Genomic DNA, 14133 nt, shown 5'->3' on the forward strand with positions numbered 1-14133 from the left:
AGGCAATATGCATATGCGAAGAAAGCTCACATAAGCATATTGCCTTTTATTTACAGGGGAGAATGAGGTTAAGAAAGTCGATGTTTTTAACAAAGTGAACAAATGCGCTGACGATGTTCATTTCCAGCAGTTCTTCGTGGTAGAGCATCCAGGTTCGGCGTAGTATCGGCTTACCCTCCTTATCGGTGAGGATGATCTTATGCAGGTGCTCAATGTTGCTAACAATAAGTGAGGGCATAATGGCATAGCCGAGGCCGCTTGCCACCATCTCTTTGCAAGTAGAGAGCTTGTCTACCTCCATGCTGATGGAGGGAGACTCAGCGAAGTTTTCCCGCCACCATTTGTCAATCATTGCTTTAATTAATGAATCAGTCTGGTAGTTAATTCGTGGCAGTTTGGGTAAATTCCTTATATCTAACGGGCTGGCTGAGGCAATACAAACCGGTTCTTCAAATAATAGATGCCGCTGGCTTTGCCAGCCATAATCTGAACTGACAAAACCGACATGAATATCCTGGTTATGCACCAGATTAAAGACCTCGCGGCTCCAGCTTGTCGTTACTTTAAACTCAACATGCGGGTGTTCCTGTTTAAAGCACTGTAAGAGGCGCGGCAGCATGTACATGGTAAAATAGCTGGAGGCTCCCAGGCGCAGTGTGCCGGCAACACTGCTATTCATATCGGTGACATGTTCTTTGATTCTACGCAGATTAAAAAGTATGTCAGTAGATGATTTGGCTAAATATTCGCCCTGAGGAGTAAAATGCACTCCTTTGCTGGTACGGTAAACAATCTTAATACCAAACTCTTCTTCGATATTTCTGAGTCTTGCTGTCAGCGCCGGCTGCGATATAAATAATGCCTGGGCAGTTTTAGTAATATTCTTTTGCTCATAAAGAGCCTGTAAAATAAGCCAGTCCCGGTCTTCCATGAGTCATCCTCCTCAATGTGCTGTATTTGCTATGTACGCCGTCGGTATGCCAGTCTCCTGTTTAACGGGGAAACTTGTTGGGCTGATATCCAAATATGTTATGGCTTTCAATCGTGTATATGTATTGTTGTTATTTCAGAATATTAGTTATAATATGCCGTAGTTAGATTGTCATTCAGGGGAGGAGGATTTAGTATGCCTAAACTGCTGAAAGCGGCGCAAGCCGGCAGCGTAGAATCGACAGATATCCTGATCATGGTGGCTCCTGCTGAGACGGGGGCTGGAATAAAGATTGAACTGGTCAGTCCTACTGTCCAGCAATACGGCGAACAGATTAAAAACGTAATTATCAGCACACTTATCGCCCACGGCATTGAAGACGCTACTGTGCATGCCAACGACAAAGGCGCCTTGAATTTTACAATTGAAGCACGGGTAACAACAGCAATCAGCCGGGCGCTCAGCTAAGGAGGAGAAAGTTATGGAGAAAAAATTACGCCGGGCGATGATGTTTATGCCGGGGAATAATCCATCCATGCTGCAGAATGCAGGTATTTACGGGGCTGATACTGTAATCTTTGACCTGGAAGATGCGGTAGCGATCAGCGAAAAGGATGCAGCCCGGCATCTTGTGCATAACGCGATTAAGTATTTTAACTATCCCTGTGAGGTGGCAATACGCATTAATCATATTCAAACACCTTATGGCGTCGATGACTTAAAGGTTGTACTTGCGGCTAAACCGGATCTAATCCGGTTGCCCAAAGCAGAGTCACCCCGTGATATTGAAGAGGTTGACGCAATCATCAGTGAAGCAGAAAGCCGTTATAGCTTTGCACCTGGTTCAATTAATATGATGGCTGCTGTTGAAACCGCCAAGGGGCTGCGCAATGCCTATGAGATTGCTACTGCCAGTCCGCGGATGGTGGCATTGGCCATCGGCGGCGAAGACTTCATCGCTGATCTTAAAACTACCCGCAGCAAAGATGGCAAAGAGCTGTTTGTGCCCAGATCGCAGCTCTTGCTGGCGGCCCGTGCAGCCGGCATTGATGCCATTGACACTGTGTTTGCGGATATTAACGATGAAGAGACTTTTATTGCTGAAGTCAATCTGATCAAGCAGCTTGGGTTTGATGGCAAATCGGTGATAAATCCGCGGCAGGTCCGGATTGTCCATCAGATCTTCACCCCGACGGAAAAAGAAATTGCTCAGGCCGGGCGGGTCATTGCTGCCTACAATGCGGCCATTGAACGCAATTCCGGGGTTATCAACCTGGACGGGAAGATGATCGACACCCCGATGGTGCTGCGGGCGGAGCGGGTGCTGGCCTACGCCAAGTCGGTTAAAAAGTAACAGGGAGGCTTAAGTCATGATTAATGCAGCTGGAAGAATTATTCCGGATCAAATAACCGGGGTGGCTCAAGTCCGCCCTTATGCCGGACCATTTGCTACGATTCCCACCGGGCGGATGGTGGGGCCTAAAATTCGGGTTAACAAACCTAGATCAGAAAAGATCGTAAAATCAATTGAACAAGCCATCGAAGCGGCCGGGTTAAAGGATGGCATGACAATTTCCTTTCATCACCATTTTCGCAATGGTGATTATGTGCTTAATCTGGTGGTTGCAGCTATTGCCAAAAAAGGTATTAAAGGCCTGACGCTTGCCCCGAGCTCACTTAATGATATTAACGAAGCCATAATTCCCTTTATTGAGCAGGGCGTTATTACCGCGATTGAGACAAGTGGCGGGCGCGGTAAACTCGGTAGGCTTATGACTTCCGGCAAGCTGGCCAAACCGGCTGTAATCCGGTCTCATGGCGGCCGGGCCCGCGCCATCGAAGCCGGCGATCTTAAGCTTGATGTGGCTTTTATCGGTGCTCCCTGTTGCGACAGCTATGGCAATATGAATGGGATTAATGGCCGCTCGGCCTGCGGTTCGATGGGGTATGCCATGGTGGATGCCGCCTATGCTGAAAAAGTTGTGGCTATTACCGATAACCTTGTGCCGTATCCGGCATACCCCATCAGTATTCCGCAAACGCAGGTCGATTTTATTGTTGTGCTTGACAGCATCGGTGATTCGCAGGGCATTGCTTCCGGCGCCCTGCGAATCAGCCGTGATCCGCGTGAACTGCTGATCGCCGAATATGCTGCCGGTGTTATTGAGCATTCGGGGTACTTTAAAGAGGGCTGGTCGCTGCAACTCGGCAGCGGCGGGGCCTCATTGGCGGCGGCTAAGTTTATTAAGGAGAAAATGCTGGCTCAGGGGATTGCTGCCAGCTTTGGTGTGGGCGGCATTACGGCACCATTTGTTGATATGCTGGAGCAGGGACTTATTAAAACAATATTTGATGTTCAGGATTTCGATCTCCCTTCGATCGAATCATTGAAGAATAATCCCAACCATCTCGAAATGTCAGCCTCATATTACGCTAATCCGCATAGCGGCGGGCCTATTGTCAATAACCTGGATGTGGTTATTCTGAGCGCGACAGAGGTGGATGTTGATTTTAATGTTAATGTTATTACTGATTCCAATGGTGTGATCATGGGGGCCTCGGGTGGTCACTCTGATACGGCCGCAGGCGCTAATCTGGCCATTGTTGTTGCGCCGCTGCTGCGGGGCCGGCTGCCGATGGTGCTGGACAAGGTTAATACAATTGTTACTCCAGGGGAAACGGTTGACGTTATCGTCACTGAACGCGGGATTGCCGTTAACCCGCGCCGTACAGACCTGACGGAGAATTTTAAGGGTATCGGCTTACCGGTTATGAGTATTCATGACCTGCAGAGGTTAGCCTATGATATGGCGGGTAAGCCGGAACCAATTGCCGTGAGCGATGAGGTTGTGGCTGTTATTGAGTATCGTGATGGTACGATTATTGATGTTGTGCGGAAACCGTTATAGAAATGGCATAGGTAATTTCTATTTTGGGAAAAGTATGGTAAAATTGAAGAGAAAATGACAGAGGGAGATGGAACAGAGCCTTGGATCAAGTAACCTTAGCGGCGATTCTGGCTGCTAAAGAACGGCTGGCTTTCCTCCAGGCTGAAATTAGAAGCGGGTATAAATTGCCTGTGGTCAGCTTTACCACCAACATCCCCGGCCCTGTCAAAAACAGCACCAATATCCAAAAGCTGCTGCAAGCCGCGGTTGACCGTTTCCGGATTGCTGCCCGGGACTGTGGTTTTACCATTGTGGAAGAGCGCTTTATTTATCCGCTGACCGGGCCTGCGGCTATTCTGGCTGTTAACGGTGCTGCAGATAAGCTTAAACTGGCTTGTATGGCTATTGAGGAGTCCGGCTTTTCTACAAGGCTGTTTGATATTGATGTATTTGATGCTGCCGGCCGGCAGATCGCCCGCAGCAGTCTGGGATACCCGGAACGTTCCTGCTTTTTGTGCAATCAGCCGGCCGTATTGTGCCGGCGGCTGGGCCGGCACAGCAGTACGGAGCTCGGTGACAATGTTGCCTGGCGGTTAAGTGCTTTTGCCGCTGCTGCTACGAATCCCTGGCCGGCAATTGTCTGGAATATAGGGTCATGGGCGATTGAAGCCATGCTGCTGGAAGCCGCGTGTACACCGGCCCCGGGGCTGGTAGACCGCGATAATGCCGGTGCCCATCAGGACATGGATTTTTTTAGTTTTCTGATGAGCAGCAGCGCGCTGGCAGGCAGTATGTTCCGCTGCGCAGCTGCCGGGTGGGGGCACCAGGGAACGCCGGCGGAGTTACTGCCTGTTTTGCGCTGTATCGGCCAGGAGGGTGAGCAGCAAATGCTGCAGGCCACCGGCGGGGTTAATACGCAAAAAGGACTGCTGTTTTTGCTTGGTATTCTTACCGCGGCAGCCACTTACACCTTACAGCAGACGAATATTGCCACTGCCGATCAAATACTGGCCACCGCAGCTGCCATGGCCAGTGGTCTTGTAGCGCGTGAACTGGCCGTGCTTAAGGCAGGACAAGCAACCGGCAGGCTGACAGCCGGTGAAAAATTATATGTTAAATATGGTGTTACCGGTATACGGGGTGAAATAGAAGCAGGTCTACCCAGCATAAAAGCACAGGGTCTGCCGGTATTGAAGGCTGCGTTAGGACAGGGGCTGTCACTCAATGATGCCCTGGTACATACGCTTTTGAGTTTGATGACAGTTGTCCAGGACACCACGATTTTAAATCGTCATGGCCTGGAGATTTTAGATGAGGTGCAAAATAATGCCCGGAGGGTCATGGATTATGGTGGAATGCTGACAGCTGCCGGCAGAGCACTGATTGGTGCGCTGGATACAGCCTTTATTAAACGTAATATTAGTCCCGGCGGTGTTGCCGACTTATTAGCTGCCACATATTTCCTATATTTGGTTGAGACTAACCATGAAAAATAAAGTGTTATGGGAAGGAGCTAAACAATGAATAATAATCAACCTGTAAAAATTGTGGAAACAGTCCTGCGGGACGGCCACCAGTCGCTTGCCGCCACACGTATGCGTATTACCGATATGATCCCTATGCTGGAACAACTTGATGAGGCTGGCTTTCACGCCCTGGAAGCCTGGGGCGGGGCAACTTTTGACAGCTGTCTGCGTTTTCTGGGGGAAGATCCCTGGGAACGTCTGCGCACCCTAAAGCAATATCTGAAAAAGACTCCCCTGCAAATGTTGCTGCGCGGTCAAAATGTTCTCGGCTATAACCATTATGCCGATGATGTTGTGCGTGAATTTGTCAACCGCGCGGTTGATAATGGTATCGGTGTTATCCGGATTTTTGATGCCTTAAACGATGTCCGTAATCTGGAGGTGGCTATGCAGGCCGCCAAGGCCGCCGGGGCGCATGTGCAGGGAGCATTTGTGTATACGATCAGTCCCTATCACAATCAGGACAGCTTTATCAAAGTAGCCAAAGATCTGGTTGCGCTTGGGGCAGATTCGATCTGCATTAAAGATATGTCAGGCCTGCTGGCGCCATATGCGGCCTATGATCTGGTCAAAGCACTCAAAGCCGATATTGCCATTCCCATTCAACTGCATAGCCACTATACCAGCGGCATGGCTTCCATGACCTATCTCAAGGCTATCGAAGCCGGTGTTGATATTATTGACTGTGCTTTGTCTCCCTTTGCCCTGGGTACTTCGCAACCGGCCACCGAAGCGATTGTTGCCGCTTTGGAGGGTACTGCGCGCGATACCGGTATTAAAAAAGAAAACCTCTATCCGATTGCCGACCATTTCCGGGCTGTAAAAAAAGCTCTGGCCGGGGATTTTAATCTGAATACTGCGATAGACATCGATACCAAGGTGTTATCGTTCCAGATACCGGGCGGTATGTTGTCCAATCTGCTGAATCAGATGAAAGAACAGGGGATGGCTGATAAATATCCTGATTTGCTGGAAGAGATGCCCAAGGTGCGGGCGGAGCTTGGCTACCCGCCGCTGGTTACGCCGACCAGTCAGATTACCGGCTCGATGGCGGCCTTCAATGTTATGCTGGGGCGTTATAACGTAATTCCCCGCGAGATTAAGGACCTTGTCCGGGGCAAGTACGGGCGGACGCCGGCACCGATCGACCCTGAATTCAGAAAGATGATCGTTGGTGATGAACCTATTATTACTCACCGCCCGGCTGATGACATTGCGCCACAGATGGACGCACTGCGTCAGGAACTGGCAGGAAAAGGTTACCCTAACGCTTCGACTGAGGATGTATTGTCCTACGCTCTGTTTCCGGAAATTGCGCTGGACTATTTTGGGAAGTATCGCTAGAATAATGACAAAAAGCACTATTTGCAGGCTTAGCAAATAGTGCTTTTTGATCAAGGGGAGGACTCCTTTTTTTCCATGATCAGAAAAGATAAAACCGAGTCAGGGTACTAGGCTACAGGGCACAGGCGGCTTCTACCGGCGTCCTAACGGACTGGGCAAGCTCAATACGGGAGCTACATGGATTTTAAGACCTGAGCTTACTGTTTTGGCGAGCTTAGACTTTATTTCTGGGCAAAACTATGGTACAATTACACTTCGTAAGTAATATTTAGGAAAGATGGGTAATTAACGATGATTAGTACTAATAAGCTGACGCTGCAATTTGGCAAGCGCATTCTGTTTAAGGATGTCAATATAAAGTTTACTCCCGGCAATTGCTATGGCCTCATTGGCGCTAACGGCACCGGTAAATCGACTTTTCTCAAGGTATTGTCCGGTGAAATTGAGCCAACCGCGGGCGAGATTGCCATTTCCTCAGGGGAACGTTTGGCCGTACTTAAACAAAATCACTATGAATTTGATGAGTTTGAGGTTCTAAAAACAGTTATCATGGGCCATGCCCGTCTGTATGCCATTATGGAAGAAAAGGACAGCCTGTATGCCAAACCGGATTTTTCGGATGAGGATGGTATCCGGGTATCGGAACTGGAGTGCGAGTTTGCTGAATTGAACGGCTGGGATGCGGAAACCGAAGCCGCCAAGCTCTTAAACGGCCTGGGTATTAAGGACGACCTCCATCAGCTAAAAATGGGGGAAATCAGCGGCAACGAAAAAGTCAGGGTGCTGTTAGCGCAGGCACTGTTTGGCAACCCTGATATTTTACTGCTGGACGAGCCTACAAATCACCTGGACATTGATTCCATTTCCTGGCTGGAAGATTTTCTGGCCGATTTTCCGAACATTGTCATCGTCGTATCCCATGACAGGCATTTTTTAAACCAGGTATGCACCCATATTGCCGATATTGATTTCCAGAATATTCAGCTCTATGTGGGCAACTATGATTTCTGGCTGGAATCAAGTCAGCTTGCCCTGCAACTGGCCAAGGAAGCCAATAAGAAAAAAGAAGAAAAGATTAAAGATCTGCAAAACTTTATCCAGCGCTTTAGTGCCAATGCCTCTAAGTCCAAGCAGGCGACTTCCCGCAAAAAACTGCTGGAAAAAATTACGCTTGACGACATCAGGCCTTCTTCCCGCAAATATCCGTATGTGGCCTTTAAGCCTGACCGCGAGGCAGGGGCTCAGTTGCTGACTGTCGAAAACATCAGCAAAAAAATCGAAGGTGAGCAGGTCTTAAATGATGTTAGTTTCCTGGTAAATAAAGGCGACAAAATTGCTTTTGTCGGTCCGGCAGGAGCGGCTAAAACTTTGCTGTTCAAAATTCTAATGGGAGAAGCAGAGGCTGACAGCGGCTCTTTTAAATGGGGTGTAACAACAAGTCAGGCCTACTTCCCCAAAGATAACTCCCCGTATTTCGACGGTGTTGCCCTGAATCTTGTTGATTGGCTGCGCCAGTTTTCCCGTGACCAGGAAGAATCCTTTATCCGGGGTTTTTTAGGGAGAATGCTGTTTTCCGGCGAGGAGAGCCAAAAAGAAGCCAGTGTCTTATCCGGTGGGGAGAGAGTCCGGTGCATGTTAGCCAGAATGATGTTAAGCGGCGCTAATGTGCTGTTGCTTGATGAGCCGACAAATCACCTGGACTTAGAGTCAATTACCTCGTTAAATACTGGACTGACAAACTATGAGGGTACACTCTTGTTTGTATCCCATGACCATCAGTTTATTCAAACAATTGCCAATCGTATTATTGAGATTACACCCAATGGTATAGTTGACCGCACCATGACTTATGACGAATATCTGGCCAATGCTGATGTCAAAAAACTACTGGCAGCCATGTACGGCAAGTAACGGAACAGCAGCTTCAAAACCTCAGGCGATGGTGATCTGCCACACCCGGCATGTGGCGGTTTTTCAGAGTAAGAAGGTGCTTTTATTACTATTCCCGACAGTCGCATGCCATCGGCAGCAGGGGTAGAAAACGGTGATACACTGCTATAAAAAGAGATTGTCATACTATTGCTTGTGATGACGGAGTACAGTAATTATCCAGGCTAAAAGTAAGCAGTCTCTTTTTGTACTACCGGTAAGCTATTTTTTGTTTAAGAAAAAACAGGATTTGAGGATAGATGATAGAATGCTTATCTGTAATAATTATGAAATCTTTAGAGGATACTCTATATAGTTGAATAAGCTAATATAGGAGAAAAAACATGTCTGCTAACACCTTTGAGCATATGACAATTGAAAAGGTACAGCGTCCGGATTTGGCACAATTGGAACAATTATTTGCCAGTGCTTTTGGCGAGGAGATTGATGCTGAGCAGATTAGGCGCCGCATTCACCGTACCAGGCAGTTTTACTATATTTTGCACCCGTTGAGCAAGTTCTCAACCTGGGTTAAAAATCATTTTACTATTTATGTTGTAAAAATAGCAGGCCAGGTTATTGGTTTTATTCAGCTGTCCAGCCTTAACCCCACCCAGCTGCATGTGGACTATATAGCCTTCAGCAAGCAGTACCGGGGTTTGGGACTGGGGACCTGGGTTTTAACAAAACTGCTGAATGATGTGGCTGATGTTAATGATTATGATGTTGTGCTTGAGGTCCGGGTTGATAATCCGGCTTACAGCTTTTACCAGCGGCTGGGGTTTGGACAAGTCACGCAAATACTGCATTATGAAAAACCTTTGCGTTCAGGCTGCTCTTGGCCGGAGCAACAGACGGAGACTATAAGCGGCTTTCGCGAACTCCGGGGAGGAGACAGGGCCAAACTCTACCGTTTATACCTGGAATCGGTTCCATTAACGCTGCGGCGGGTGATTAAGCGGACTTATGGTGAATTTAACCCCAGTATGATGGTTAGAGGCCTGGAATGGATTAAAAATAATCTGATGCGGAAGCAGCAAAAAGACTATGTCGTGGAGCAGCAGGGTAAAATCGTGGCTTTGCTGACAATAAACAGTTATTTTAAAGCCAACAGCCATATTTTCAGCCTTATCCTTCATCCGGCGCATGAGCAGCTGCGGCGGGCGATCATCGAGAAAGCCGGCAGTATTCTCATGGCCAATGGTTGCCAGGGGGTTATTAGTACCACTATCTACAGCGACGATTCTGCTAAACAGATCACATTGGCGGACCTGGGTTTTAAAAATAACTTGGCTTATTATCTGATGTTCCGGCCATCGGCACTAAGGCAAAAGGAGCTAAGCCGGGTTTTAATCCCGGCCGGTCAGCCGGTGTTGACCGGCCGGAAACCACTGGGAAACCAAAATTAGGGAAGGGATATTTTATGCCTGAAATTCCTGAGATTGAAACTGTCAGAGTCCATCTTGAGCACAAGGTACAGGGGCAGGCCATTGAACAAGTGATTGTTAACCGCGAAAAAGCTCTTAATGTGCCGGTTGCGGAATTTAGTGCCCTAACAACCGGCCGGCAGATCACTACTATCCGCCGGCGGGCAAAGCAAATCATCATCAGCCTTGGGCAGGAGCGCTCGCTGATTGTCCACTTTATGCTTGAAGGCCATGTGCGGCTGTTGTATCCCGGCGAAGAGCCGGCGGGGAAGCCCACGGTTATGCTTATGCTGAATTCAGGCCAGCGCTTAGCCTTTTTTAAACTCAATCTGGGCTATCTGCATCTGGTGCCTACTGTAAACCTAACGGCTATGCCGGAATTGGCCGGGCTGGGGCCGGAACCGCTGGCAGCGGATTTTACCCTGAAAAAATTTCTGGAATTGCTCGCACCGCGTAAAGGGATGATCAAACCGCTGCTGCTGGATCAGGCGTTTATTGCGGGCATTGGTAATGTGTATTCGAATGAAGCGCTGTTTTGCAGCCGGATTAGGCCTGAACGCAAGGCTTCACACCTTACTGCCGCAGAACGGCAGCAGCTATATCACTGTATCAGAGCAATCTTGACCGAGGCGATAAAATTTGGCGGTGTGTATGAAGAGAAGTTTGCTTCAGACGACAATTTTACTGGCGGCTTCGAGCCTTACCTCCAGGTCGCTTACCGGACAGGCCGGCCATGTACAGTCTGCAGCCACCTGATTGAGACAAAACGTGTGGGCGGCAGAAACGCTTTTTATTGCCCTGTCTGCCAAAAATAGTTTCTTTCAGTAAGCTAATCAACGGGAGAGTGAGACTATGGTTAACCAAAGGCGGCGCTGTGACCGGCAAGCTGCTGTTGCAGATTCTGTCAGTATGCTGGCGAAATGCGAGGGTGGTGTTTTGGCAACGGTAAATCAGGACCGGGTTCCCTATGGGGTAACGTTCAGTTATATTTTAAAAATTGTGATAAAATATATGGCCGGCAAGGTGCGGTTATAACTGCGATGAACGAAAATGTGATTAAACAGCAAATATGCGGGATTGGTAAACGCATGTATGACAGTGGCTTTGTCGCCGCCAATGACGGCAATATTACAGTAAAACTGAACGGGCGTGAGCTTATTACGACGCCGGCCGGGGTAAGCAAGGGGTTTATGACGCCGGAGATGATGATCAAGGTTGATCTGGCCGGCAACGTGATTATGTCCCACTCTGACTGGCAGCCTTCCTCAGAACTGAAAATGCATCTGCAGGTTTATCAAGACCGCCCTGATGTCGGGGCTGTTGTGCATGCTCATCCGCCGTATGCCACCACATTTGCTATTGCCCATATGCCGCTCAATAAGCCGTTAATTGCCGAAGCCATTGTTGCCCTGGGCTGTGTCCCGGTAGCCGGGTACGGAACCCCTTCTACCCAGGAAATACCGGAGGCTGTTGCCCCTTACCTGAAAAAATTTGACGCCGTGCTGTTGGCAAATCATGGCGCATTGGCCTGGGGCGCCGATTTGATTACGGCCTATCATAAACTGGAATCGGTGGAGTTTTATGCCAAACTGACTTTTTTGTCAATGCAATTAGGCTGTTCACAGGAATTGACCGCCGGTCAGATCAAAAAACTTTATGCACTGAAAAAACAGCCGGCAAACATCTGCGGCGTAGAGTGCCCGTTACAGTGCAGCCGGAATAATATAAAAAAACAAGATGAAATGTAACAAATGCTCTTGACATTGGGCTCTGACTTTGGGATAATGTATACAAAGTTTAGTTGTGATGCAATGATGTGTATGCAGTAAGAACATAAATCCAATATTGTACTCAGAACAGTGATGACTGGGAGCGGAATACCCGCAAAGTCCGTTACAGAGAGCCGGTGGTTGGTGTGAACCGGTGCGGTGCGGCTATTCTAAATCACCCATGAACTCCCTGCCCAACGTGATCCGCAGTTCAACTGCGGAGCATTCTAAGCCGGGGCGTAGGCTCTACGTTAACAGAGCAACCGGTGATAGCCGGTGGATGAGTGTAAAAGCAGGGTGGTACCGCGGATATTTCCGCCCCTGTTGTGTAGGTTTACCTATACAACAGGGGCGGTTTTTAATTGGAAAGGGGCGTTGGCGTATTATGAAACAGGGGATTTCAATTATACTGAAAAGACAGGGAGATTCACTTGTGCGGCTGACAGGGCTTTTATACCGGCGCGGTTATGTCATTGAGAGCCTTTCGGTGGAACCTGACAGCTGTCAGGGGCATGTTCAGGTTACGGCGGTGGTTACCAGCCAGGCTGCGCCCCGTCAGTTACTGAGTCATGTTGCTAAGCTGGTTGATGTAGTCAAAGTTGAGGATCGCTGTATGGGGGGCTAACTATTAATGCGAACAACAGGGAGTAAAATAATCGTTGATAGTTTGCTCAGCCTGGGGGTTGATACGGTGTTCGGCTACCCCGGCGGGGCGATCATGCCCTTGTATGATGCTTTGTATGATGCGCCGTTACGTCATATTCTGCCGGTACATGAACAGGGGGCGGCCCATGCTGCCGACGGTTATGCCCGGGCTACCGGCCGCGTCGGGGTTTGTATTGCCACATCCGGGCCCGGGGCGACCAATCTTGTTACAGGCCTGGCCACCGCGTTTATGGATTCTTCACCGGTGGTGGCCATTACCGGGCAGGTAGCCACCTCTTTGCTGGGAAGGGATGCGTTTCAGGAGATTGATATTACCGGGATTACGATGCCGGTCACTAAACATAATTTTCTGGTCAGAGACATTAACATGCTGGCTGAGACTATACAGCAGGCCTTTGCTATTGCCGTGAGCGGACGTCCCGGCCCGGTGCTTGTCGATGTTCCCCGCGATATCCTGTTAGGTTCAACTGATTATTGCCCGGAAATAGCTGCTGCCCCTTGGCCGGCGCCGGCCCCAGCCAGCCCGCCGGCAGAGCAGGTGCAGGCCGCTGGCAGGATTTTGGCGGCGGCCCGGCAGCCGGTGCTGATTATTGGCGGCGGTGTTAAAGCCGCACAGGCCGAGCAGCAAGTTCTGCAGCTTGCTGATTGCTGTGGTATGCCGGTAGTCAGCACTCTAATGGGTCTGGGGGTAATTCCCTCCGGCCACCCCCGGCTGCTGGGACTGACAGGGATGCATGGGCATAAAACCGCTAACCTGGCAGTAACGCATGCTGATGTTATTGTGGCGGTGGGAACCCGCTTTAGCGACCGGGTAACCGGCGATCCCAAGCAGTATGCGACAGGGAAGACGGTCATTCATTTTGATATTGATATGGCCGAATTTGATAAGAATATAACGGCTGATATTACTATTGCCGGCGACCTGAGGCAGGCGCTGACACAACTGGCAGCTTGCCTGACAATTAACAAGCGGCAGCTGGTGGCCTGGCAGCAGCAGATTTATACTTGGCAGCAGCAGTTTCCACAGCTCGATGACTGTCAAGGACTGACCCCGCCCTGGATTATGCGGCATATGTCGGAAACAACAGCCAAGCTGGCGGTTGCCTGGGTTACTGATGTCGGCCAGAACCAGATGTGGGCGGCCCAGCATCTTAAAATCGACGGCGCGCGCAACTGGGTAACCTCCGGCGGCCTGGGGACGATGGGGTTTGGTTTACCGGCGGCAATGGGGGCCCAGGCCGGCTGTCCGGATAAAAAAGTAGTGCTGATTGCCGGCGACGGTGCTTTTAAAATGACCGGGATGGAGCTCTATACTGTCGTCAATCAGCAGCTGCCATTAACCTGTGTGCTGCTGAATAACCGGTCTCTGGGGATGGTGCGGCAATGGCAGCAGTTGTTTTTTGATAAGCGTTATTCCTCCACCCTCCTGCCGGAATTTGATTTTGCCGGGTTTGTCAGGGCCTGCGGGGCAGTGGCTTTGGCAGCGTCTACCCGGGAGCAATTCCGGGCCGCATTTAAACAGGCGCTGGCGTCGGCGGTGCCAACAGTAATTCTTGTTGATATTGAGACAGACCTGATTGTTAAGCCGATGGTTTATCCCGGCCAGCCAATTGACCGGTTTATTGATTAAGATACTTTGCAATTACGGGAGGA

General features: G+C 49.5%; 13 protein-coding genes. 12 read left to right on the forward strand and 1 reads right to left on the reverse strand.

Going from position 1 to position 14133, the window contains the following annotated elements; translation table 11 throughout:
* Positions 1 to 46 precede the first annotated feature (46 nt).
* A complete protein-coding gene (locus SPTER_RS06495) occupies positions 47 to 931 on the reverse strand; it encodes a LysR family transcriptional regulator (protein WP_144349579.1) in 885 nt (294 codons plus the stop codon).
* A gap of 195 nt (positions 932 to 1126) precedes the next feature.
* On the opposite strand from SPTER_RS06495, the gene citD reads away from it, so the two are divergent.
* From citD to ilvB, 12 genes are all read left to right on the forward strand, one after another.
* On the forward strand, positions 1127 to 1399 hold the full coding sequence (citD, locus tag SPTER_RS06500; RefSeq protein ID WP_144349580.1) for a citrate lyase acyl carrier protein: 273 nt from the start codon (positions 1127 to 1129) through the stop codon (positions 1397 to 1399).
* Between the two features lie 13 nt (positions 1400 to 1412).
* A complete protein-coding gene (locus SPTER_RS06505; RefSeq protein WP_144349581.1) occupies positions 1413 to 2285 on the forward strand; it encodes an aldolase/citrate lyase family protein in 873 nt (290 codons plus the stop codon).
* Between the two features lie 16 nt (positions 2286 to 2301).
* Positions 2302 to 3840 (forward strand): citrate lyase subunit alpha, encoded by a 1539-nt coding sequence (gene citF / locus SPTER_RS06510; protein WP_144349582.1) that lies wholly within the window; start codon positions 2302 to 2304, stop codon positions 3838 to 3840.
* A gap of 80 nt (positions 3841 to 3920) precedes the next feature.
* Positions 3921 to 5315, forward strand: coding sequence for a citrate lyase holo-[acyl-carrier protein] synthase (citX, locus tag SPTER_RS06515; protein ID WP_144349583.1), 1395 nt, complete (start codon positions 3921 to 3923; stop codon positions 5313 to 5315).
* Between the two features lie 24 nt (positions 5316 to 5339).
* A complete protein-coding gene (locus SPTER_RS06520) occupies positions 5340 to 6689 on the forward strand; it encodes a pyruvate carboxylase subunit B (protein ID WP_144349584.1) in 1350 nt (449 codons plus the stop codon).
* Positions 6690 to 6980: 291 nt separating this feature from the next.
* Entirely contained in the window at positions 6981 to 8600 is a 1620-nt protein-coding gene (locus SPTER_RS06525; RefSeq protein WP_144349585.1) for an ABC-F family ATP-binding cassette domain-containing protein, read from the forward strand.
* Positions 8601 to 8962: 362 nt separating this feature from the next.
* Entirely contained in the window at positions 8963 to 10027 is a 1065-nt protein-coding gene (locus SPTER_RS06530) for a GNAT family N-acetyltransferase (protein ID WP_144349586.1), read from the forward strand.
* A 14-nt stretch (positions 10028 to 10041) separates the two neighbouring features.
* Entirely contained in the window at positions 10042 to 10860 is an 819-nt protein-coding gene (gene mutM, locus SPTER_RS06535) for a bifunctional DNA-formamidopyrimidine glycosylase/DNA-(apurinic or apyrimidinic site) lyase (protein ID WP_144349587.1), read from the forward strand.
* A gap of 37 nt (positions 10861 to 10897) precedes the next feature.
* Positions 10898 to 11080: a hypothetical protein gene (locus SPTER_RS06540; protein WP_144349588.1), complete on the forward strand. Its 183-nt coding sequence runs from the start codon at positions 10898 to 10900 to the stop codon at positions 11078 to 11080.
* 5 nt (positions 11081 to 11085) lie between these two features.
* Entirely contained in the window at positions 11086 to 11793 is a 708-nt protein-coding gene (locus SPTER_RS06545) for a class II aldolase/adducin family protein (protein ID WP_144349589.1), read from the forward strand.
* Between the two features lie 406 nt (positions 11794 to 12199).
* On the forward strand, positions 12200 to 12439 hold the full coding sequence (locus SPTER_RS24615) for an ACT domain-containing protein (protein WP_170233179.1): 240 nt from the start codon (positions 12200 to 12202) through the stop codon (positions 12437 to 12439).
* Between the two features lie 6 nt (positions 12440 to 12445).
* A complete protein-coding gene (gene ilvB, locus SPTER_RS06555) occupies positions 12446 to 14110 on the forward strand; it encodes a biosynthetic-type acetolactate synthase large subunit (RefSeq protein WP_144349591.1) in 1665 nt (554 codons plus the stop codon).
* Positions 14111 to 14133: the final 23 nt, after the last annotated feature.

This window comes from Sporomusa termitida, assembly GCF_007641255.1.
Lineage (GTDB): Bacteria > Bacillota > Negativicutes > Sporomusales > Sporomusaceae > Sporomusa > Sporomusa termitida.